The sequence below is a fragment of the Oleiphilus messinensis genome (assembly GCF_002162375.1).
Taxonomy (GTDB): domain Bacteria; phylum Pseudomonadota; class Gammaproteobacteria; order Pseudomonadales; family Oleiphilaceae; genus Oleiphilus; species Oleiphilus messinensis.
In genome coordinates this window covers 5,487,635-5,510,718 of the sequence record NZ_CP021425.1, presented here as the reverse complement: position 1 = coordinate 5,510,718, position 23,084 = coordinate 5,487,635, and the positions used below count along the sequence as shown (strand labels likewise).

General features: G+C 49.4%; 14 protein-coding genes and 1 pseudogene. 14 read left to right on the top strand and 1 reads right to left on the bottom strand.

The features are described 5' to 3' along the window. The first annotated feature begins 16 nt into the window (after positions 1 to 16). The 13 genes from OLMES_RS23915 to OLMES_RS23855 all read left to right on the top strand — a co-directional run bounded on the left by OLMES_RS23915 (position 17) and on the right by OLMES_RS23855 (position 19,370). Positions 17 to 901, top strand: a complete 885-nt coding sequence (locus OLMES_RS23915) for a c-type heme family protein (protein ID WP_087463561.1) — start codon at positions 17 to 19, stop codon at positions 899 to 901. 36 nt (positions 902 to 937) lie between these two features. Then, entirely contained in the window at positions 938 to 2,377 is a 1,440-nt protein-coding gene (locus OLMES_RS23910) for a serine/threonine protein kinase (RefSeq protein WP_087463560.1), read from the top strand. A gap of 42 nt (positions 2,378 to 2,419) precedes the next feature. Next, positions 2,420 to 3,697, top strand: a complete 1,278-nt coding sequence (gene tssA, locus OLMES_RS23905) for a type VI secretion system protein TssA (RefSeq protein WP_087463559.1) — start codon at positions 2,420 to 2,422, stop codon at positions 3,695 to 3,697. Between the two features lie 348 nt (positions 3,698 to 4,045). Next, complete coding sequence (gene tssB, locus OLMES_RS23900) at positions 4,046 to 4,567, top strand: type VI secretion system contractile sheath small subunit (RefSeq protein ID WP_087463558.1); 522 nt, start codon at positions 4,046 to 4,048, stop codon at positions 4,565 to 4,567. A 3-nt stretch (positions 4,568 to 4,570) separates the two neighbouring features. Next, positions 4,571 to 6,058, top strand: a complete 1,488-nt coding sequence (gene tssC / locus OLMES_RS23895) for a type VI secretion system contractile sheath large subunit (RefSeq protein ID WP_087463557.1) — start codon at positions 4,571 to 4,573, stop codon at positions 6,056 to 6,058. A 147-nt stretch (positions 6,059 to 6,205) separates the two neighbouring features. After that, complete coding sequence (gene tssC / locus OLMES_RS23890; RefSeq protein ID WP_087463556.1) at positions 6,206 to 7,774, top strand: type VI secretion system contractile sheath large subunit; 1,569 nt, start codon at positions 6,206 to 6,208, stop codon at positions 7,772 to 7,774. Positions 7,775 to 7,808: 34 nt separating this feature from the next. Then, the gene (gene tssE, locus OLMES_RS23885; protein WP_087463555.1) at positions 7,809 to 8,303 is read left to right on the top strand and encodes a type VI secretion system baseplate subunit TssE; all 495 of its coding nucleotides are present in this window, start codon (positions 7,809 to 7,811) and stop codon (positions 8,301 to 8,303) included. A 1-nt stretch (position 8,304) separates the two neighbouring features. Beyond that, the gene (gene tssF / locus OLMES_RS23880; protein WP_087463554.1) at positions 8,305 to 10,128 is read left to right on the top strand and encodes a type VI secretion system baseplate subunit TssF; all 1,824 of its coding nucleotides are present in this window, start codon (positions 8,305 to 8,307) and stop codon (positions 10,126 to 10,128) included. Then, entirely contained in the window at positions 10,125 to 11,309 is a 1,185-nt protein-coding gene (gene tssG, locus OLMES_RS23875) for a type VI secretion system baseplate subunit TssG (RefSeq protein ID WP_157678515.1), read from the top strand. The genes tssF and tssG overlap by 4 nt, the downstream gene beginning before the upstream one ends. Positions 11,310 to 11,321: 12 nt before the next feature. Continuing rightward, a complete protein-coding gene (gene tssH, locus OLMES_RS23870; RefSeq protein ID WP_087463552.1) occupies positions 11,322 to 14,045 on the top strand; it encodes a type VI secretion system ATPase TssH in 2,724 nt (907 codons plus the stop codon). A gap of 119 nt (positions 14,046 to 14,164) precedes the next feature. Beyond that, positions 14,165 to 14,860 (top strand): transposase, encoded by a 696-nt coding sequence (locus OLMES_RS23865; protein WP_087463551.1) that lies wholly within the window; start codon positions 14,165 to 14,167, stop codon positions 14,858 to 14,860. Between the two features lie 264 nt (positions 14,861 to 15,124). Continuing rightward, positions 15,125 to 16,213 (top strand): efflux RND transporter periplasmic adaptor subunit, encoded by a 1,089-nt coding sequence (locus OLMES_RS23860; protein ID WP_157678512.1) that lies wholly within the window; start codon positions 15,125 to 15,127, stop codon positions 16,211 to 16,213. After that, complete coding sequence (locus OLMES_RS23855) at positions 16,206 to 19,370, top strand: efflux RND transporter permease subunit (protein ID WP_087463549.1); 3,165 nt, start codon at positions 16,206 to 16,208, stop codon at positions 19,368 to 19,370. The genes OLMES_RS23860 and OLMES_RS23855 overlap by 8 nt, the downstream gene beginning before the upstream one ends. Positions 19,371 to 19,409: 39 nt before the next feature. Here OLMES_RS23855 and OLMES_RS23850 read toward each other — a convergent pair whose 3' ends face one another. Then, the gene (locus OLMES_RS23850) at positions 19,410 to 21,143 is read right to left on the bottom strand and encodes a GGDEF domain-containing response regulator (RefSeq protein WP_198343106.1); all 1,734 of its coding nucleotides are present in this window, start codon (positions 21,141 to 21,143) and stop codon (positions 19,410 to 19,412) included. A gap of 367 nt (positions 21,144 to 21,510) precedes the next feature. On the opposite strand from OLMES_RS23850, the pseudogene OLMES_RS29095 reads away from it, so the two are divergent. Continuing rightward, positions 21,511 to 23,079: pseudogene (locus tag OLMES_RS29095) on the top strand (inorganic phosphate transporter). Positions 23,080 to 23,084 lie beyond the last annotated feature (5 nt).

Genomic DNA, 23,084 nt, shown 5'->3' with positions numbered 1-23,084 from the left:
AAAAAGGTTCAAATTTATGAGCTTAAGACTTAAATTCAACCTGGTACTTTTGGCTGCAATGGTATTAGGCGTCTCTATAGCGGGCTTCTTTGCCCATCAATTGCTGCAATCCAATGCTCGGGAAGAGGTTGAGGATAGTGCTCGTCTGATGATGCAAAGTGCGGTAGCTGTGCGGTCGTATACCGTTGATGAAATAAAGCCGCTTTTGGCTTTACAGCAAAAGCGGCAATTTATTCGTCAGACCGTACCGGCTTATGCCGCGAGACAGTACATCACTAAAGTACAGTCCGCCCATCCGGAATACAGTTATAAAGAAGCAACACTAAACCCTACAAACCCGGTTGATCGGGCAACGGATTGGGAAACCGATATCATCAATGATTTTCGCAGCAATGATGACAAGAAAGAGATTGTAGGTGAACGTTTTACGGCAACCGGGCCGATGCTTTATCTTGGTCGGCCTATCAAGATTACAAATCAAGCCTGTCTTGCTTGTCACAGCACGCCTTCTGCAGCGCCTGCAACGATGATCGAAGCATACGGACCCGCAAACGGTTTTGGGTGGCAGCACAATGAGGTTGTCGGTGCGCAGATTGTCACCGTGCCCATGTCACTGCCTCTTGAGCGGGCGAACAAGGCATTCATCGCATTTATGGCGTCGTTGGTTGGCGTTTTTGTGCTGGTTGGCGTCTTTATCAACATCCTGCTGCACATAGTGGTGGTGCGCCCTGTAAAAGTCATGGCGGATAAAGCGAATGAAGTGAGCCTGGGCGCTTTAGGGGCGTCGGAGCTGGTAATTAAAGGCAGTGATGAAATCTCTTCTTTGGGGCAGTCATTCAATCGCATGCACCGAAGTCTGGCAAATGCGGTATCGCTCCTTGATGAAGATGATGATGATTAAAGACAGGTTCGCCGGGAATTAATGTGTAGTTAATGTATGGATAAGATTGGTAAATACCAGATTATCGAAACCATTGGTAAGGGTGCAATGGGAGCGGTATACAAGGGTAAAGATTCGATCATAGATCGTATTGTTGCGATCAAGGTGATCCATCCTCATTTGATTGAGGATGGCTCTGGAGGCGATCTGCTTGCCCGGTTCAAACACGAAGCCAAAGCCGCAGCCCGCTGTTCGCACCAGAATATCGTGACGTTGTTTGATTTCGGGATAAACGAGCACGATATTCCCTATATGGTCATGGAGTTTATTGAAGGAGTGGATCTTCGTACGCTCCTGCGCATGGGGGGAGCTGTCTCTGCACAGCAGGCAATTGAAATTATCACCCAGGTACTGTCAGCGTTGGCTTTTGCCCATGACTCTGGAGTTGTACACCGGGATATCAAGCCTGCCAATATCATGGTTCTGGATAATGGCTCGGTGAAAGTCGCCGATTTTGGTGTTGCCCGATTGGAGACTTCGGAATTGACCAACGCCGGGGATATGGTCGGAACACCCAGTTACATGTCCCCGGAAGCGCTCCGGGGAGCTATTGTCGATAATCGGGCTGACTTGTACTCCGTTGCGATTGTATTGCTGGAACTTCTGTGCGGTGAGCGTCCCGCTGCTGGTTTGGTTGATAAAGAAACGATTATGGCGTTGCTGGATAAGGCTGCCTTGGGTGCGAATCGAACACTTGCCTTTTTCAATGTTCTTGAGTCTGCATTGCAAGCCAAGCCCGAGCGACGCTATCAATCTGCCAAGGCGTTCTCGGATGCGCTCTGCGAACTTGCAAAACAGTTAGGAATAAGTGAGGTTCAACGAGATGACTTGGCGGCGACGGTCATTTCAACCCGTCGAATCATGGCCGATCAGACCCAAATGGGGGGGAAATCCACTCGTGGTGGTCGAACCCAACCAACAGGGCTGACGCTGGAACCCAATTTGCTAGATGTGGTTGAGAAGTCGCTTGCGACTTATATTGGGCCGGTTTCCTCCATTCTGGTCAAGAAACGGTCGTCAAAAAGCACATCATTGGATCAGCTTGTTCAGGATTTGGCATCGCATATCCCTGATGAAACCGAGCGTAACCAGTTTATTGCATCGTTAAAAGCCCGTTATACCCGATCCGGTTCCGGCACCGGTGGCCCTGCTTCAGGTGCCAGTGACCTAAGTCGCGTGGGGGATGTCAGCAGTATGTCGACCTCGGTTCGAGGTTCTTCCCAAACCGGGCAGATCACGCTTGCAGACAGCAGAATGAATGAGATCTCCGAAGAATTGGCTTTTTATCTTGGGCCGCTTGCGACTCGTGTTGTAAAGAAAGTGGCGAAGAAAGCGAGGTCGGAAAAGGAGTTTATTGTTCAATTGGCAGATAAAATACCTGACCCGAACCAGCGCAAGTTATTTCTCGACAAAATGTCCAGAGGCATAAAATTCTAATTTTCCCAATAGTTGACCGATCTATTCACGAGAGAATCCGAAATGACAACACCGGAAGTGATTAACATAGAAAGCCTGCTGAAACCCATTACGGAAGATCAACCCTGTGGTCCCGATTTACGGGAAAATGGTTCTCTGGAATACCAGAAACTCAAAGATGCCAGACGTACCATTGCCAGCCTGACCCGTGCCCGAAAATTTGATTCCCAAGCCGACCCGGAAATCGATGATTTATGGCGGGAAATTTATAAAGTTGCACCCCAGGTATTGGAAGAACAGGCGAAAGATTTGGAAGTTGCGGCCTGGTACGCTGAAGCCGCATTGAAACTTTATGGCTTTCAGGGGTTGCGCGATGCTTTCAAGTTGATTCAGCAACTGGTTGAGGCATTTTGGGATGACTTGTATCCCTTGCCTGATGAAGATGGGCTGGAAACGAAAGTGTTTCCAATTACCGGATTAAACGGCGAAGATGGCCGGGGTACCTTGATACTCCCGATCAAGAATATACCACTAAGTGAAAATTATGCAGATGCATTCACTTATAATCTGTATGACCGCTGTGTCGAAGCAGCAAAAATGACAGATGATGATGCCCAGCGGCAGCGCTTTGAAGATATTGGCTTGACCATGCCGGATATTCAGGCACAAGTAGATGCATCATCCGTAGACTTTTGCCGGAATCTATTGTCCGATCTGGAGGAGTGTCTCCAGAACTTCAATGACATGAGCACTCTGCTCGATGAAAAATGCGGTTATCAATATGCCCCTCCCAGTTCAGCGATCAAGCAAAGTCTGAGCGATGTGCTGGAAGCGGTCAGGTTGTTGACCAAGGGAAAAATTCCGGACGAATCTGAAGCCGGTGGCGAAGCAGGAGAGGAAGGTGTCGTAATGGATAGCGACAATGTCGGGACAGCGCCAGCGGGCATTGTGCAGCAAGGAGTCGGAATTCAAGGGCCGATTGCCAGCCGTGATGATGCGATCAATCATTTGTTGAAGGTGGCTGAATTTTTCCGACGTTATGAACCCCATTCTCCCCTGTGCGGTGTTCTGGAGCGAGCCGTAAGATGGGGTCGCTTGCCCATACAGGAGCTGATGCTGGAGTTGATCCCCGATGCCACTTCGCGTGCAGTGTATGCCCAATTGACCGGTGTCCCGCTTGGTGAGGACGCGGTGCCGATTGGGGAGCTTGCTAGTCTCGGGCAGCCGAAAGTGGAGCCTAGACCTCAGCCGACACCGTCTCCAGCTCCGGAACCGGCTGCAGAGCCTGCAAAAGAGGAACAACCAATGTTTGGGCAGGAAGATAATTACAGCGGTTGGTAATCTTTCAGCTTTCCGGCAGGTTGGGGGGCATATCTAACAATATTGATTAACTTTTGAGCGCTATAGGAAGGCCAAACCAAAAAGGTTTTTAACAAACGGATTAAAATGAGGGAGATAGCCAGGGAATATCGTACTACTATAGATATATAACAGTGTGTATCACACAGCTTATACCGCAGGCGTCCATGCTTGATCTCAATGCTTCATTCTTGAAGCTGGAAAATGGATGGCAGGGATGACGAAAACCAAGTTATAAAAAGGACAGGCGGTGCCGCGCCGGTTACCGCGGTGACACTGGGCGCGCCTGTAGAACAGTTAATCGAGTAAACAAAGAGCGAGGAACACCTCATGTCAGACAGTCTCCAGGATAAACTATCACGCGTACGCAAACCACGCGTTCAAATCACTTATGATGTGGAAACCAACGGTGCGGAAGTTAAAAAAGAACTGCCCTTCGTTGTCGGTGTCATGGGGGATTACTCAGGCGACAATACGGCAAACAAAAAAGCGTTGAAAGAGCGTAAGTTTGTCCAGATTGATCGTGACAACTTCAATGAAATCCTGGATAAGATTGAGCCAACTGCAGAGATGAAGGTTGCGGATAAGCTTTCCGGCGAAGACGGGAAGGAAATGTCTGTTAATCTGCAGTTCAACTCCATGGAAGACTTCGAGCCTCAAAACGTTGTGAAGCAGGTCGAGCCGCTGCGCCAGCTGTTGGAAGCACGCAATAAATTGCGTGATCTTATGAGTAAAGCGGATCGCTCTGAAGAGTTGGAGAGTTTGTTGGAACAAGTACTGCAAAATACAGAATCGGTAGCTGAGTTATCGAAAGAGTTAGGCTTGGGCGCTGAGAAACCAGAAGGAGAATAATCAATGAGCGAACAAGAGTTACAGGGCCAAGAAGCCGGCCAGGAAACCGAATCACTCAGTTTGTTGGACCAGGCGATTGGCGCCACTCGACAAACTGAACCTGATGCAGCTAAGGATCTAATTTCAAACTTGGCCCAGCAGGTCATGTCGGGAACCGTGACCTGGGATCGTAACCTGACCCAAACGGTGAATAAAGCCGTTGCTAAAATTGACGAAATGATTTCTTCTCAGCTTGCAGAAATCATGCATTCGGAGAAATTTCAGAAGCTGGAAGGCTCCTGGCGTGGATTGAATCACCTGGTGATGAACTCCGAGACCAGCACCACGTTGAAAATACGTATGCTGAATATCGGCAAACGTGAGCTGTTCAAGGATCTGGATAAGGCCGTTGAGTTTGACCAAAGCCAGATCTTCAAGAAAATCTATGAAGCAGAATACGGTACAGCCGGTGGTGAGCCTTATGGTTGCCTGATCGGTGACTATGAGTTTACCAACCATCCGGAAGATATTGATCTGCTCAATAATATGTCGGGTGTTGCGGCATCCGGTTTCTGTCCATTCATTTCGGCAGCCGGTGCCCAGATGTTTGGCTTTGATGATTTTACCGAGTTATCAAACCCCCGGGATCTGGAAAAAATCTTTGATTCGGCGGAGTACATCAAGTGGCGTAGTTTCCGGGATTCTGAAGATTCGCGCTTCACAACCCTGGTGATGCCACGAGTATTGTCCCGTCTGCCATACGGTGATAATTCCAAGCCGGTGGAAGAATTCCGTTATGAGGAGTTTCCTCTGGATGAGACGGGCAAAGCCGTCACTGTTGACCACACTCAATACGCATGGATGAATGCCGCGTATGTAATGGGGACGACATTGACCAAGGCCTTCGCTGAAAACGGCTGGTGTACGGCCATTCGCGGTGCAGAAGGTGGTGGTAAAGTTGAAGGCTTGCCCACGCACTTGTTCCGTAGTGATGATGGTGATCTGGATCAGAAATGCCCAGCGGAGATCGGTATTACCGAACGACGTGAAGCAGAGCTATCCAAACTGGGCTTCCTGCCATTATGTCACTACAAGAATACAGATTATGCGGTATTCTTTGGTGCCCAAACGGCTCAAAAAGCGAAGAAATACGACGAACCCAGTGCCACTGCTAACGCTGCCATTTCTGCGCGTCTGCCATACATCATGGCAACTTCTCGCATTGCTCACTATCTCAAGGTTATGGCCCGTGACAAAATCGGCTCGTTCATGGAAGCGCAGGATGCAGAACGCTGGTTGAACCGTTGGATCAATGGTTATACCAATAGTAATCCTGATGCAAGTCCTGAAATGAAAGCAAAATTCCCGCTTGCTGAAGCACGGATTCAGGTGAAAGAAAATCCTGAAGCGCCAGGGTCGTACAGCGCAATTGCACATTTGCGTCCATGGTTGCAAATGGAAGAATTAACAGCATCGCTCCGTATGGTTGCTGAAATTCCGAAATCTTCCTGATCCTTTTCCCGAATACTTTGCTCTACCCGATTCCGGGTGGAGCAAGTATTTGTGCTGATGTGTACCATTCTTATCGCAACAAAACTAGATTGCCATAATACTAAATTGCCACAATACTAGATTGCAACGATTCATAGGCTGCAAAACATGACGTCCGAATCAGGAGTGAAGTCGGGAGATATTGCCCCGGACGAATCCCGCTCTGGAAATGGCCGGGAAGGAAGTTTGTCTACGGCCCAACTTATCGAAAAATTACTTGCTCAAGACAGTGAGTCGACGCTGGCTGACCGGGATATTCATGCCCAGGTACTCGCTTTTTTCGGGCGCTCGGATGTGCCGGGGTCAACAGCTTATCCTTTTCACGAATTCAGCCGGGATCTTGGCTTATGGCTGGATCGTTCGCTGGCCTTGATTGACAGCCTGATAACCGAACAGGTCAATGAGATCATCCACAATAGTGTGTTCCAGCGCCTGGAGGCGAGTTGGCGTAGTCTGCAAACGCTGGTGTATACGTCATATGGTCGCAAAGGCGTCAAAGTCAGGTTTCTCGATATATCCTGGTCGGAGATCACCAAGGACGTAAATCGTGCAGTCGAATTTGACCAGAGTCAGCTGTTTCAGAAAGTCTACAGCGAGGAATTTGATACGCCCGGTGGTGAGCCTTATGGCGTGATTGTGGCCGACTACGATGTTGCCCACAAACCTTTTCCGGGACACCGTTTTGACGACATCCCCACGTTGGAGCGCTTGGCCGAAATTGCGTCGGCGTCATTCTCGCCGATTTTGTTAAACGCCGCTCCCGAGTTATTTGGCCTTGAGCGTGACTTCGATTACATCGTTCAACCCTTTACGTTGCACTCCGTATTCAAAGAGAGCGAATATATTCGCTGGAATCGATTGCGAGATCATCCTGATGCCCGTTTTATGGGGATTACGTTGCCCAGAGTACTCTTGCGGGCACCGTACACTGTCAGGTTTTCGGGCAGGGATGGTTTTATCTATGAAGAACGTTCATCCTTAAGTTCGCGAAAACAATATCTATGGGGTGGGGCAAATTTTGCCTTGGCTCGGATTCTGGTCCGGGAGTTCAGTGAGGCGGGTTGGTTTGCACACATCCGGGGGGTTCCTCGAGATCAATTAACCGGAGGTCTGGTAAATGATCCTCTGGTGGATTATTTCCAGGTGGGTCCCACGAAGGATGATCATAAACCCTCAGTTGATGTCATTTTGACCGATGAACGTGAGCGGGAATTGAGTGATCTCGGGTTTATTCCTATCTGCCAGTGTTATGACTTGCCATTGCTAGCGTTTCATAGCACGCCATCCATTTTTCGAAACCGGGACTTTGCCGATGCCAGTGCCAGAGCCAATGAGCGGGTTGCCTCGTCATTGCAGCATGTGTTGTGCGGATCCCGGTTTGCCCACTACATCAAAGTGATGATTCGAGACAAAATTGGTAGTTATACCCGTGCGGTTGATTGTGGCAAGATGATTCAACGCTGGTTGAATACCTACACGGTAACCCAGGAGGATTCGGACTGGACCATTCAGGCCCGCTATCCACTGCGAAAAGCCGTGGTTGAGGTCAAAGACAATGAGGAGAAGCCCGGTTCCTATTGGGCAAGTATTCAGCTGCAGCCGCACTATCAGGCAGACAGCCTGGTGTCAGAATTGCACTTGACCACAGAATTAACATCTGGAGGTCGGGCAACATAGGATTGATTGTTTGCCCGACGCAGGAGAACTCATTATGGCTGCCAAAAAGAAAAAGCCCGTTTTGATCCGAGCTTCTGTTTTGGATCGTTTGATCGATAACGAGCCGGAAAAAAAGGCAGAGCTTGAAACAACTAAACATCAATTGATGAATCAGATCCGGGAAAATGTGCGTCGTGACCTGGAGAACCTCCTGAACACCCGCTTTCGCAGCGTTTCTCCGCCTGATGAATGTCGAGAGCTGGATAAATCATTGGTGAATTATGGCTTACCGGATCTGAATGTTATCAACTTCTTGAATAATGCGGGAGCTGACCAGTTCTGTCAGTTAGTGGAAGAAAATATAAAGCGTTTCGAGCCGCGCTTCAAAACGGTTCGGGTGGTATTGCATGATGACGAGCGCCGCATGGATCGAACGCTACGATTCCGAATCGAGGCGGTCATGTACGCCGATCCGGCTCCAGAGGAAATTGTTTTTGACTCATCTCTGGAGCCTGTTACAAACAATGTTCATGTAGAGAGTGCGCTCTGATATGTCGGACGAATTGCTGTATTTTTACGAAAAGGAATTAACCTTCCTGCGCCAGTCCGGTGCGGAGTTTGCGCGGGCGTACCCTAAAATTGCCAGCCGTCTTCGTATGAGTGAGGATGTGGTGGAGGATCCTCATGTTTCCCGCCTGCTGGAAGGTGTGGCATATTTGAATGCCAGGGTACAGAAAAAAATCGCGGATGACTTCCCCGAAATTTCCGATGCCTTGTTGGATAATCTCTATCCCCATTATTTACGACCTTTACCATCGATGGCAGTGGTTGAGTTCAAGCCCGCAGATGACCTTGATATCGTCATGCCACTGCAAAAAGGCGCGAGTCTGGAAACGGATTCGATTCAGGGGCGGCCTTGTACTTTCCAGTCAACCTATGATCTTGAAGTATTGCCATTGCGAGTGGCTCAAGCCAGCTTTAAAGGCAAACCCTTCGCGACCCCTGGTGCCAACGAAATGAAAGCCGCCGAAAGTGTGGTTCATATTCGTTTAAAAGGCGTTGCTGAAGAGTTGGATATCAGCGCGTTAGGGTTAAAGAAGTTGAGATTCTATGTCCGTGGGCAATCTCAGCAGGCTTATCCGTTATATGAAGCGTTGGCGCATCACTGTGTGGGGGTTGTGATCGACAAAGGCGAAGGTGAGTTTGCAGTTCGCCCGCCTCACACGCTGCGAGATATTGGCTTTGAAGAAGAGCATGGCATGATTCCGTATCCCGAAGACTCTTTTCCCGGGTACCGGTTACTGACGGAATACATGGCATTTCCTGAGAAGTTTTTGTTCGTTGAACTTTCAGGACTCGAGCAAACACTGCAACAAATTTCCGGGAATGAACTGAATATCTATATTTATGTGAAGCGAGCAGATACCGAGCTTGAGCGCCATATCAGTACGGATAATGTTGCGATTAATTGTGTACCCATTGTTAATCTGTTTCCTCACCGGGCAGAGCCTATCGCGTACGAACATACGCAAGATACCTACACCGTCATTCCTGATGCCCGTTATCCTCACCATTACGAAGTTTATTCAGTGGAAACCGTTACCGGAATCCGGGGTGACGGAAATCGGGTTCAATATAAACCCTTCTATGGTCTGAATCATGCTGAAATGCATACCGACAAGGCGGTTTACTGGCATGGCCAGCGCCAGGAAACACTGGGCGGCGAGCATGGAAATGAGCCAAGCTCCTGTATCCAGCTTTCTTTGGTTGACTTGAACTTTGACATCACTGATGCTCAGGATGAAACTCTTTCCATTGAAACAACCTGCTTTAACGGTAACCTTCCGGAAAAGCTTCCTTTCGGGGGGGGGCAACCCCATTTGCGTTGTGGCTCAATGGGAGTGGGGTTGAAGTCGATTGATACGCTAACACGAATCACGCCAAATTATCGTCCGCCCCAGGGCAATGGTGCTCGCTGGCGGTTGATTTCTCAACTTAGTCTGAACCATTTATCGTTAAATGGTGCTGAAGGCACCCAGTACCTGCGTGAAATTCTGGCTTTGTATGATGTTGTGGAAAGCTCCGCATCCAAGGCGCTGATCAACGCCATCATCAGTATCAAAATGAGCACGATGACGGCACCTGTTACCTATCAGGGCAAAACAACATTGTGTCGCGGCAATGAAATTGAAGTGACGTTCGATGAGGCGCTGCTTTCAGGTAACAGTGTACTGTTGTTTGCATCTGTGCTTGAACGATTCTTTGCCATGTACTGTTCGATAAATTCCTTTACCCGAATGGTCGCCCGCTTGAAAGGAAAACCTGAAGTGCTTAAAAAATGGCCACCTCGGGCTGGAGACAGGCAGTTGATATGAAGGCGCAGCGTGTTGATTTAAAACGACGTATTGAAAAGGAGCCCTGGCGTTTCGATTTTTTCCAGCTGGTACAGCTGATCGAAACGGATGCCCTGCAGGATCCGGAGGTCGAGATGGAGCCGATCGGCGAGAGTGCGTGGCCTCGGCTTGATGCGCTGAAATTCAAGGCCAATCCGGGAATGGTGTTTGAGCCGGCAACGGTCCGGAAAGCACAGCGCACCAAGTTTGATGAGGTCAAGAATCCGGTTTCCCGCACTGGCGCGAAAATCGAGGATACCGGGATCATGTCTGCTTCGGACCTGAAAAAGCGTCTGGAGGCAGAGCAGTCGGGCAGCCGGCAGTGGGAGGTATTTGTCAATATTATGTTATTGACCGGCGCTTCCGGTATTTTGCCGTATCGCTATTCTGAACTCATACTGCAGCGTCTGAAAGCGAAAGACCATACCCTAAAAGACTTTCTGGATATATTTAATCACCGCACGCTTTCATTGTTTTATCGCGCCTGGAAAAAATATCGCCCGATTAAAATGTTTGAGACCCGCAGTGTAAACCCTTCACGGTATTTACCGGATTGGTATCTGGAATTAAACAAAAGCCTGACCGGGACGGCCGGAATGCCGGGTTCCTTCGAGAATCCCAACAATGTCTGGCTAAATTATGCCGGTGCGGCGGCGCATCAGCGGTGTAATGAATATACCTTGAAGAATGTGATCAGTCATCATTTTGGCTTGAAAGTGAATATTCACCAGTTCAAGGGTAAATGGAGTCGTCTGGACCCCGACGTGTTAACCCAACTTGCTGGGGGCATGTCCCTTGGTATGAATAACATGCTGGGGCAGACAGCCATTCTGGGTAGTCGCTGCTGGGTCATGCAAAATCTGTTTGAAATCGAAATTGTCGATTTTGATGAAGATGTGTTTACGACTCTGGCGCCCGGGTCGAAAAAGCTGACTGCGCTCTATAACCTGGTAAAGCAGCGAGCAGGCGTAGAGATGGATTTTGATCTATCGTTGAAAGTGAGGGAGGATCAATTGCCTGCTGTCAAACTGGGCGTAAAGGATCCGCTGGCTTTGGTGGGTTGGAGTACACGCCTCTACAAGAAAAACCCTACTGATAAACTTATAAAAATCAGTCTCTCAAAACATGGTATGCAAACATCGAGTAACGGAACAGTCTCATAAGGCGGATTGAATATGTTTAATGTTAATTTGAAAGCGCTGGTCGAGCGCATGAACCCCAACCTCAAACTAGCTCTGGATAATGCGGCCGGCTTATGTTTATCCAAATCCCATTACAGTATTGAAGTGGAGCACTGGCTGCAGAAAATTCTGGAGCAGGCAGACACAGATCTGGGCAAAATGCTCGAGGAATTCGGACTGAATCATGCGAAGGTGTTGCGTGAACTGACGGCGTCACTGGATAAGTTTAAAAGTGGAAATACCCGCACACCAGGACTGTCTCAAACAGTACAGGATGCGCTGAAGTATGCCTGGATGGTTGCTTCGATTGATATGTCCCACAACGCCATCAGTTCGGGACATATTTTTTGCGCCATGATGTCAGATGACACGTTGCGTAGACAAATGCTGGAATCAATTCCCAGCTTGCGTGACGTCAATAATGATCGTGCCCGAGTGGCATTGCGTTCTGTTTTTGGTAAAACCGCAGAGTCACAAAGTATCTCGCGGTCTGCACCTTCAGAGGGCGGCGCGGAAGTCTCCGGTGATGCCCCGGCAGGTGGGTCATCGCTGGCGAAGTTTTGTATCAATCTGACCGAACGCGCCAAGAAAAATGAAATTGATCCGGTGCTGGGGCGAGATACAGAAATTCGTCAGTGTATTGACATTTTAACCCGGCGACGTCAAAACAACCCGATTCTTACGGGTGAGGCGGGTGTTGGGAAAACCGCAGTGGTCGAAGGATTAGCGCTGCGCGTAGCAAATGATGATGTACCCGATCCGCTAAAAGGCGTGGCCATCATGTCTCTGGATTTGGGCCTGTTGCAAGCCGGTGCCAGTATGAAAGGCGAGTTTGAGAATCGTCTGAAAAGTGTTATTGAAGAGGTTAAGGCTTCACCGTCCCCTATTATTATGTTCATCGATGAAGCACATACATTGATCGGTGCGGGTGGCAAAGAGGGGCAAGGTGATGCGGCCAACTTGCTCAAACCTGCTTTGGCACGGGGTGAATTACGAACGATCGCCGCCACGACCTGGGCAGAATATAAAAAGTATTTCGAGCGGGATCCGGCATTGACCCGACGTTTCCAGGTGGTAAAAGTAGAAGAGCCATCTGAATCGGTTGCCATTGATATGATGCGTGGCGTTTCAAAAACCTTGCAACAACACCATAAAGTACGAATTTCCGATGATGCTATCATTCAAGCTGTAAAGCTTTCTGCCCGTTATATTCCAGGTCGCCAACTGCCGGATAAGTCGGTGAGCCTGCTGGATACCGCTTGTGCCAGAGTGGCATTGAGCCAAAGTGCTACGCCTGCGTTGATTGAAGATACCCGCCGTCGCATTGATCAATTGAAAACGAACATTGAGATGCTGGAGCGTGAGAATGCCTCCACAGGTGATTGCGACGATATGATCGCCGAACTACAGGCGGAAAAAGCTGAGGCTGAAACCCAACGGGAGAACCAGGAAGCTCAGTGGGAAAAAGAGAAAGAAATTATCGTTGAAATCAAATCAATCAGGGATAAAATCGAGACCGATTTCTTCAGCCGAAATCTAGCGCCCACAGAGACCGATGCAACCGAAGGTGAAGCACAGCCTGAGGCGGATGAGGCATTAACAGCAGAACAATTGACACCAGAACAAAGTGAAGAGCTGAAAGCCCGGTTAAAAGCCCTCACTACAGAGCTCGGTGGTATTCAGGGACAGAATCCGTTAATGCAACCACACGTTGATGGCCAGGCCGTCGCTGAAGTGGTCGCAAATTGGACCGGCATACCGGTAGGCAAAATGGTGGGGGATGAAATCAATGCCATTTTGAAACTTCGGGACAAGCTCGAAGAGCGGGTGATTGGTCAATCCCATGCACTGGATGCCATCGCTCAGGCGATTCGCACCTCTCGGGCAGGACTCACGGATCCCCGTAAACCGATCGGGGTTTTCATGATGGTTGGTTCCAGTGGTGTCGGTAAAACCGAGACGGCATTGGCACTGGCAGATATCCTGTTTGGTGGTGAGCAGAATATTACGGTCATCAATATGTCGGAGTTTAAGGAGGAGCATAAAGTTTCAATGCTTTTGGGTTCACCCCCTGGCTATGTCGGCTATGGTGAAGGCGGTGTTTTGACGGAAGCTGCGCGGCGTAAGCCTTATTCCGTGATTTTGCTTGATGAAATGGAAAAGGCCCATCCTGGTGTGCAGGATGTGTTCTACAACCTTTTTGATAAGGGCACGATCAAGGATGGAGAAGGTCGGGATATCGACTTCAAGAATACCGTTATTATCATGACATCCAACGCCGGTGAAGCTGCGATCCGGGCAATCTGTGCGCAAAGTGAAGAAAAGCCCGAGCCTGAAGTGCTGTTGGATAGCATGCGTCCGGAATTACTGAAGCACTTCAAACCGGCCTTCCTGGGACGTGCGAATGTCATCACGTATTATCCGTTAGATGACGAAAATCTGATGAAAATCTGTCAAATCAACATGCGTCGTATTGAAAAACGTGTTATTGAGCATTATGGTGCGGAGTTCAGTTATGACGATGAGGTCGTGCTGCACATTGTGGCACGAAGTCAGGAAGTGGATACGGGTGCACGTAATATCGAAACCATTTTGAATCGCACGCTGTTGCCGGAATTAGCCTCAGAGTGTTTGAACAAAATGGCGACGGGTGAAACGATTAATCGCATTCATATCGGTGCAGATGAAGAAGGTCACTTTACCTATGACGTCAGCTGAATAACCGGCGAAGTCACACAGAAGGCTATTCTGCAACATGATCAGGGATGTGTTGCAGATTAAGCCAGAATGAATGAAAGGGAGCAGGTCTGCTCCCTGTTTAGTTTGAGTACGCGTAAATGGCAAGGAAACCACGATTTAATTTAACGGACTATCCTCAATACATCATGCAACGCGGGCATAATCGTTTGCCCTGTTTTTTCGATCAGCAGGACTATGAAATGTTCCTGGAAAGCCTCGAAAAAGCCGCCACACAATATCAGTGTGAAATTCATGCGTATGCGTTGTTAAAAACTGAAGCTCATATTATTGTTACACCGCGGGTGCAAGGGGGGGTCTCTCAGATGATGCAATCCCTCGGACGACGTTATGTGCAGTATATGAACCATCGGTACCATCGCAGCGGAACTTTGTGGGAAGGTCGGTATAAATCCAGCCTGATTGATTCTTCAGCCTATATGATCACCTGTACCCGTTATATCGAAAGTTTACCTGTAGATATGGGGCTGTCCGATTCCGAGGCGACCTACCCCTGGTCCAGTTATCAGACCCATGCCGGGGGCCAGTCCAATCCGGTTCTTAAACCCCATGAAATGTATAATGAATTAGGGGAGGATGAGGGACAGCGGTGCGAGGTTTACCGGGAGCTGTTTGGTTTTGAACTCGATCCTGGCATTAAAAAGCATATCGTTGAAACACTCAACCTCGAGATGGTCCTGGGGGGAGACCGGTTCAAACACCAGATTCAACTTATGGTAGATCGCCCTGTTCGGCCCAAAAAGCGGGGCCGCCCCCCTAAGGAAGCAAAACGTTAGGTTTGCATTCAGCATTGCACGGTGAAGATAGAGTCCCCGGCACCGGGATTTCGCTTGGTTTTTGGCAATCGAAAAGGCAAGGTTCTGATCCACTTCGACGGTTCCGAATACTGCTATCGCAGTCTCTTTTGCACATCAAGATGAGCACTCTTTACTGGCATGTCGAGACTGCTCTGAATCCTTGTGCAGATTGCGGATAGTGCTCTACAGGTCACACGCTTTTTTGATACAGTTGGAATACTCAACATGCAATCAGGATGCCCTATGAAACCTCCCCGGTTTTTTCCATTTCTTGCTGTTCCCGTGTTTTTATTGTTACTGGCCTGTCAGGACAAGCCAGCCGAACCTGGCGCTTTATCCCTCTCCGGGCAATCACCCAAAAAATCGCCAGCACAGCATCTGGTCGAAACCTCTCCAGTGTTAGTCACCAGCATGGGCCTTTCACGACAGCGGCCCGGCTCTCTCAGGGCCTTACGTACCGTAGAGATATTCAGTCAGGAAGAAGGGCAAGTTACTGCGCTGCCGTTTTATGAAGGGGATTTGGTTGAAAAAGGCGAGGTTGTTGCGTTGCTGGATGACAGCTTGTTGCAGGCTCAATTACAGCGGGCAAAAGCTTTAAGGTCTCAATTGGAACAGGATCTAAAGCGCTTGCGCGCACTGTTCAAAAAACAGCTTACCTCCGCAGATGAATTGGGTAGCAAGGAGACGGAGCTCGAGGTTGCCCGTTCGGATGAAAACGTTTTGCGCACCCGTTTGGGATATACCGAAATTCAGGCTCCGATTACCGGTGTTATTGTGCGGCGCTTGACGGAGCCGGGGAATGTGGCTGAGAAGCATGAGCACTTGCTGACCATCTCGGATCCATCTTCCTTAATTACGGATGTTTCTGTCTCGGAGTTGTTGATAACAAGTCTGAGCCTGGGAGATGAAGTCTCCGTTGCGATCGATGCCTTGGGGAGCGGAACCTATCCAGGCCTGATCAGTCGAATTTATCCGGATATTGACCCCATTTCCCGTCGCGGGAAAGTTGAAGTGAGCGTTGCTCCGGTGCCAAGAGGCGCTCGTCCCGGGCAGTTTTGTCGTGTTACGTTCAATGCCCGGCTTTCTGCGCGAATGACGATACCGTTCCGTGCATTACAGCATGATGAGGGGGTGGCGATTGTGTATCGTGTTACCGAAGACGGTGTAGCCCAGCGTCAAAAAGTTATAACTGGAGGACGATTTGATGATCGTATCGAAATTCTGGACGGGCTCAGTGAGGGCGATTTAGTCGTAACGCGAGGATTTCTCGATTTGAGTGATGGTAAATCTGTCAAAATCGTGCAATTGAGAGGGGGGAGCGAAAATGGTTGAGTCCACAGATCCTTCGCTAGCACCAGATACACGTTCTCCTTCCTCTGCAAACCCCAAAGGTGGTGGTATTGCCGCCTGGTCTATTCGGCACCCGGTAGGCGTAGTGATGATTGCGTTGGCGGCTATTGTTCTGGGGACATTTTCATTGGGGCGTCTCTCTATTGATCTTTTGCCGCATCTGATTTATCCCGAGATACGGGTCAGAATTATTGATCCCGGTGTGCCTGCATCGGTGATGGAAGATAACGTAACCCGGCAGTTGGAAGAACAACTGGCGATTACTGAAGATGCGACCCGGGTGCAATCTGAAACCAGCCTCGGGGCAACCCGGGTGGATCTGACCTTTGGTTACAACACCGATATTGACCAAGCGCTTCAGGATGCCAGTACCCGCCTCGACCGTGCCAAACGTTTTCTTCCGGATACCATCAATCCGCCGGTAATTTACAAACTGGATCCCTCCCAGATCCCGGTTGCAGAGTATGTGATTACCTCCCGGCTTCGGGATGCCCGTGAATTGCGAACCTGGGCAGATGATACTTTCAGGAAGTGGTTTATTAACTTACCGGGCGTTGCCGCAGCCGAGGTGGGTGGAGGACTGGTTCGGGAAGTGCAGATCCTGCCGGATCAACAGCGGCTGGCCGGTGTTGGATTGACTCTGAATGATCTTGTTAGCGTTTTGCAGAACGAAAATCGTGATGAACCCGCGGGCCGTTTTCAGAGTGAAGGGCGGGAAATTTCGGGTCGTATCACCAGTCGGTTCTCAAGTTTGGAGGATCTTTCCCGTGTTCCGCTGATGCTGACGGATGGTGGCACCGTTTATATGTCGGAGGTTGCGACCATTATCGACACCCATCAAGACGAACGGATCAAGATCCGGGCGAATGGCATACCGGGGGTCAAAGTCTCCATCCAGAAGCAGCCTACCGCCAATACCGTAGATGTTGTGGAGAAGGTGCAACAGCGGGTGCTCTGGCTTAAAGAGCAGGGAGTCATGCCAGACGATATTGAGGTGATCAATGTTGCCGATCAGTCCGTCTATGTCCGGCAAGCGTTACGTAACTCCACCACTGCTGCGCTTTCCGGTGCATTCTTGGCGATGGCGGTTGTTTATCTCTTCCTGGGCAATTTGAGACGTACTTTGATCATTGGCAGTGCCATACCGATTGCGATCATGGTGACATTTGCCTTGATGGGCGTTGGGGGGCTGACGCTCAATATCATGACGCTGGGTGGCTTGGCACTGGGGGTTGGCATGCTGGTGGACAATACGATTGTGATGCTGGAAAACATCTACCGACATCAGTTGCAGGGGGAGTCCAGTGCAAGTGCAGCGAGTGATGCTGCAGCAGAGGTCAACAGTGCCATTGTGGCCGCGACATCCACCAATCTGGCGGCTGTCTTGCCTTTCATTTTTGTCAGTGGGTTAACCGGTTTGCTGTTTCGGGAACTGATTATCACGATATCCGCTGCAATCGTCGCGTCACTGATTATTGCTGTGACGCTGGTTCCGGCGCTTGCGGCAAGGGTTCGTACCCGCAAAACAAGCGCCTTTCGCAATGGTGTGGATGCGGTGCTTGGCCATTTCCAGCATGGCTATCAGGTTTCCCTGCGTTGGGTATTGCGGGGACGTTGGCTGGTGCTGTTTATTTTTATTGCCGGTCTCGTTTGGGCGGTGGGCTTACTGATGGAAACCCGGCAAATTTTCTTGCCCAAACTGGATGATGGCAGTATCAATGTGCGTATTTCCAGTGATCCGGGTACACCAATCCAGGAAATGGATGATCGGGTTCGGCAGATTGAAGCATTGTTCCAGAGCCAGGGTGATGTCGAAATGGTGTTCAGTCTGGTAGGCGGATCTATTTTCGGTCGCTCGCAACGGGAGTCAGCCAACAGTGCGAGGCTGGCTGTGCAATTGAAAACGTTGGCGGGGCGACAGCGCAGCAGTCAGCAATGGATTGATGATATGAAACGTGAAATTGGTCAGCTTGAAATGGCGGGGATCAAAGTTCGCTTGTATCAGCAGGGGATTCGCGGGGTGCGCACCAGTGCCGGTGATGATGACATCAGCTTGCGTATTCAAGGCAGTGATCTTGCTGTTCTGGATAAATTGGCCCGGGCGTTGGTGTTGCAAGTCAAAACCGTTCCAGGGTTGACCAATATTTCATTTTCCTCGGAAGAAGAAAACAGCGAGATGGCGATTGTCATCGATCGGGACCGGGCTACAGCATTGGGCCTGAGCACTGAGGAGTTGGCAGAAGCGATGCAAATTGCCCTGGAGGGGCGTATCGTGTCCGGCTTTCTGGATGGGGATCGTGAGCACGACATTCGTATCAGGCTTCCCCGTGATGAGGTCAGGGGATTAGCTCACCTTGAGTCGATATTGCTTTACCCTCAGCAAAATAATCGGCCTCCCGTATACCTGGGAACGGTTGCGAAAATCGAGTTTGTGCGGTCTCCTTCAACCATCAAGCGCGATAATCAAATGCGTATCGTGGAGGTTTCGGCAACGCTGGATGAAAATGCGGCATTAAATGAAGTGCTCACGGACTTAGCCGAACTGAGTGATCAGTTTGAATTGCCGAAAGGCTATGTGCTATACGATGGTGGTGCTCGTGAAGCGCTTCAGGAAGCAAATCAACTGACTCAGGTTTTACTGTTGCTTGCCTTGTTTCTTGTCTTTGTGGTGATGGCCATTCAATATGAGGCATTGCTCAATCCCGTCGTTATTCTGTTGAGTGTCCCTTTTGCCCTGAGTGGTGTTGCCCTGGGTTGTTATGTGGCGGATTTGCCAATATCCATGCCCGTGTGGCTCGGCGTGATTATGTTGGCAGGTATCGTTGTAAACAATGCGATTGTTCTGGTTGAGTACATCGAACTGTTGCGTTTTCGTGGCTACGCAAAAATTGAGGCAATACTGGAGGCAGGACGATTACGGCTCAGGCCAATATTGATGACGACCTTGACAACCAGTATGGGGATGTTGCCACTCGCACTGGGTTGGGGGGAGGGCGCAGAAATGCTGCAGCCTTTGGCGATCACGATTGTGGCCGGGTTAACATTCTCCATGTTGGTGAGTTTGTTGTTGGTGCCCATAATTTATGACTTTTTGCATAAGCGAGATGTGCCGAATGCTGGCGAGTCGTCATCCTGTTAGTGGCGGCACAAAGCGGCTGGTTTATGGCTGAAGTGGTCATTAATTACCAATTTGTTCAGCACTGGCTGGCGTGCCAAAATAAGCGCCCTGAAGATAGTCGCAGCCGAGCTCACTGAGTGCTGCGGCCAGGGCTTCACTATCAATGCCTTCAGCGACAATCGATTTTCCCAGTGTTTGCCCGAACCTCACCATGGCCCGCGTACTGGATTGGGACTCCCGGTTGTGTAAATAGTTTTGCACATAGGAGCGGTCGATAATGAGCGAATCAACTGCATTCGTTTTCAAATAGCGCATGGATGAATACCCTGTACCGAAATGGTCGATAGCGATACTGATACCAACTTCTTTCAGCTGCCTGAGTTGTTTTATGGCGGCCTCTTTCATGAGTATGCTCTCTGCCAGCTCCAGGCGGAGATGGTGAGTCGGGAGCTGATGTTCATGCAGGACTTTATAAATTTGATCTGCCAGGGCAGGGTTCAGAAAATGTGCGGGGGATATATCGAGGCTGACCCAGCTTTCCGGTTCCATCAGGCCGTCATCCAGCCACCTGCGGAACTGCCCACAACTCTCGTAGATGATCCAGTTGCCGAGACTGATAATCAGCTCGTGATCACCTAATTGATTAAGTGCCGAGCCAGGATCCAGCGTACCACGCTCCTGTGAAAGCCAGCGCATCATTACTTCTGTGGCGATCAGTTTTGACTTTCGGGAGCAGTAAATAGGCTGGTAAAACAGCTGAAACTCTCCCTGTTGTTGGGCATTGCGCAGCCCACGTAGAAAGGCCTGTTTCTCGGTAGCTTTATGCGCCAGGGCTTCGTCATAAAATTGATAGCTGGAGCCGTTGACCTGTTTGGCTTGGTACATGGCCGTGTCAGCCCGATTGATCAATTCCAGGCTGTGGTTTTGCCAGTCTGCTGCCGTGCCGGAACCAACTGAATGATCCCAGAGAGCAATGCCGATACTGCATGCACCCCTGATGCTTTGCCCATCCCCGATTTTGATGGGATGTTCGAGTGCTTTGATCACATTTTGGGCCACCGTGAGCGGCTCTTCTGAATTGTGCTCATCAAACTGAATAATGAATGTAAATTCATCGCCACCCAGACGGGCCAGAAAATCCGATGCTCGAGTTGATGCTTTGAATATCTTTGAAATACTTCTCAGATAGTGGTCTCCCACTTCATGGCCAAGTGTGTCATTGATGATTTTGAAATTGTCGAGGTCGATGTACAGTAGTGCAATGTTGTAGTTGCGGCGCTGTGATTGAGGCAGAATGGTTTTTAAATGGTTCATGAACCCCGAGCGGTTGTGTAATCCGGTTAATGGGTCTTGATGGGCCATTTTCATTAATTGAGTTGCTATACGGTTGCGCTCAACCGCATAGCGAATGACCCTGAGCACGGTGTCGCTGGTGTAGTGTCCTTTAGTCAAATAGTCTTGAGCACCCAGTTTTACCGCCTGCAAACCCAAGCGTACATCATCCATCCCTGTAATCACCACAATGGCCTGATAGGGAAAGCTCACCAACAGGCTTTGTAGGCCCATTAACCCTCCGGCATCGGGGAGGCTCAAATCGAGAAGAACCAGATCAAAACACTTTTGATAGAGGACTCGTTTGGCTTCGCCTACAGAGTGAACCGCAACAAGTGTGAACTGGGCGCCGAATACTTTCTTGAGGTAGATTTCGATAAACAAAATATCATCGGTGGAATCTTCGACATAAAGAATGCTGATGGGGTTGTCCAATTCGTCAAGTTCGCAAAGCTGGTCCATCCGAATCATGCCTACTCGATTTGTTCAAATAACACTCAAAAAGAGTAGCAGAATTTTGCTTGTTTAGCATGGAAAGTCGGCGAAATGCTGAACCGTAACGATGATTGATCATCGGGAAGGGGCGTAAAAACATGATCATCAAGGATTAATTCGGGTTTGGTATTCGCAAAGCACCTCAGAGCAGGGAATAAGACTAAAATTTATATTTCATTTTTGTGACTGTCTCGCTATAGTTTGGCCCAAATTATTGCGGTCAACCAAGATTTGAACCAATTTGGTGCAAACTTCATCAGTTATGACATTATTTAATCGAACTGCTGTATTGATTATCGCTGAAGCCCCTCTGAAACGATAAAGGTATTCATTTATGGAATTCTCCAATATCAAACAACTGGAATCGGCTACCAATAGCTCCCAACAGGAAATGATGCGCCTTGGCTTTGCGTTGCTGTTTGTGGTTGGTGTCATGCTTTATGCAGCAGTGACGGCCAAAGGGCTGGAGGACAGTTATTTATTGGTGATTGCGGCCATGATTGGTGGCTATATGGCCATGAACATCGGCGCGAATGATGTTGCGAACAATGTCGGACCTGCGGTTGGTTCCAAGGCGCTCACATTGGGGGGCGCTATCGTTATCGCAGCGATATTTGAAGCATCCGGGGCTTTGATTGCCGGGGGGGATGTCGTCAGCACCATAAAAAAAGGCATCATCGATCCATCGATAATCACCAGTACCGATGAATTTGTCTGGCTCATGATGGCGGCGCTTTTGGCTGGTGCGCTCTGGTTGAATATTGCAACCTGGGTGGGGGCTCCGGTATCCACAACCCACAGTATTGTTGGCGGAGTGCTCGGGGCGGGTATTGCTGCCGGGGGTGTTGAAGTTGCCAATTGGGGCAAAATGGGCGCAATTGCAGCCAGTTGGGTGATTTCTCCGGTAATGGGCGGGGTTATCGCGGCAGGATTTTTATACCTGATCAAACGAAAAGTGATGTATACCGAAGACTTGGTCGGTTCTGCCAAGCGGGTTGTGCCTTGGTTGCTGGCCATCATGGCCTGGGCATTTTCATCCTATCTGGTATTGAAAGGACTGAAGAAAATATGGAAATTTGATTTTGTGACGGCTTGCTTGATTGGGCTTGGTGTCGCGGCGCTGGTTTTCGTCGCGGTGAGACCGCTTATTGCAAAGGCGGCTCAATCCATGGAAAACTCGGTCTAAGGCGTTAATAGTCTATTCACGGTTCCACTTATCTTTGCTGCGGCCCTGTTGAGCTTTGCCCATGGCGCCAATGATGTGGCAAATGCAGTCGGGCCGCTGGCGGCCATCAATGATGCATTAGTGAATGCCAGCTTCCATGCTAAAGCATCGATTCCATTCTGGGTGATGATGGTTGGTGCAATCGGTATTTCAATCGGCTTGACGCTTTATGGACCCAAGTTGATTCGCACCGTGGGGACTGAAATTACCGAGTTGAACAAAATGCGTGCCTTTTGTGTTGCGCTTGCAGCGGCGATTACTGTAATCATCGCCTCGCAACTTGGATTGCCGGTAAGCTCTACCCATATTGCGGTGGGGGGGATATTTGGTGTTGGCTTCCTTCGCGAATACCTGAAAACGTCCTATGCCAGTGAACTGCACTCGATATTAAAGCATCACCAAGGCGCTGACCGGGAGCGGATTCAGCGCTTCCTGAATGAATTTCAGCATGCTTCGATTGAAGGTATGGGGGCGTTACTGAAGCAGTTGAAGTCAAAAACAGCTGAAGTCGAACTATCCAAGGCGGAGCGCAAAGAACTGAAATCGATTTACCGGGAAGAGATGGTTAAACGTTCCGCGTTATTCAAAATTGCTGCTGCCTGGATTATCACTGTACCGGCATCGGCTTTGTTGGCAGCGCTGCTGTTCTTCACCATCAGAGGTATGTTGTTGCCTTAAACCGG

Coding starts and splice junctions, on each gene's coding strand:
- OLMES_RS23915 (WP_087463561.1), top strand. CDS start 17: ATGAGCTTAAGACTTAAATTCAACCTGGTACTTTTGGCTGCAATGGTA.
- OLMES_RS23910 (WP_087463560.1), top strand. CDS start 938: ATGGATAAGATTGGTAAATACCAGATTATCGAAACCATTGGTAAGGGT.
- tssA (WP_087463559.1), top strand. CDS start 2,420: ATGACAACACCGGAAGTGATTAACATAGAAAGCCTGCTGAAACCCATT.
- tssB (WP_087463558.1), top strand. CDS start 4,046: ATGTCAGACAGTCTCCAGGATAAACTATCACGCGTACGCAAACCACGC.
- tssC (WP_087463557.1), top strand. CDS start 4,571: ATGAGCGAACAAGAGTTACAGGGCCAAGAAGCCGGCCAGGAAACCGAA.
- tssC (WP_087463556.1), top strand. CDS start 6,206: ATGACGTCCGAATCAGGAGTGAAGTCGGGAGATATTGCCCCGGACGAA.
- tssE (WP_087463555.1), top strand. CDS start 7,809: ATGGCTGCCAAAAAGAAAAAGCCCGTTTTGATCCGAGCTTCTGTTTTG.
- tssF (WP_087463554.1), top strand. CDS start 8,305: ATGTCGGACGAATTGCTGTATTTTTACGAAAAGGAATTAACCTTCCTG.
- tssG (WP_157678515.1), top strand. CDS start 10,125: ATGAAGGCGCAGCGTGTTGATTTAAAACGACGTATTGAAAAGGAGCCC.
- tssH (WP_087463552.1), top strand. CDS start 11,322: ATGTTTAATGTTAATTTGAAAGCGCTGGTCGAGCGCATGAACCCCAAC.
- OLMES_RS23865 (WP_087463551.1), top strand. CDS start 14,165: ATGGCAAGGAAACCACGATTTAATTTAACGGACTATCCTCAATACATC.
- OLMES_RS23860 (WP_157678512.1), top strand. CDS start 15,125: ATGAAACCTCCCCGGTTTTTTCCATTTCTTGCTGTTCCCGTGTTTTTA.
- OLMES_RS23855 (WP_087463549.1), top strand. CDS start 16,206: ATGGTTGAGTCCACAGATCCTTCGCTAGCACCAGATACACGTTCTCCT.
- OLMES_RS23850 (WP_198343106.1), bottom strand. CDS start 21,143: ATGGACCAGCTTTGCGAACTTGACGAATTGGACAACCCCATCAGCATT.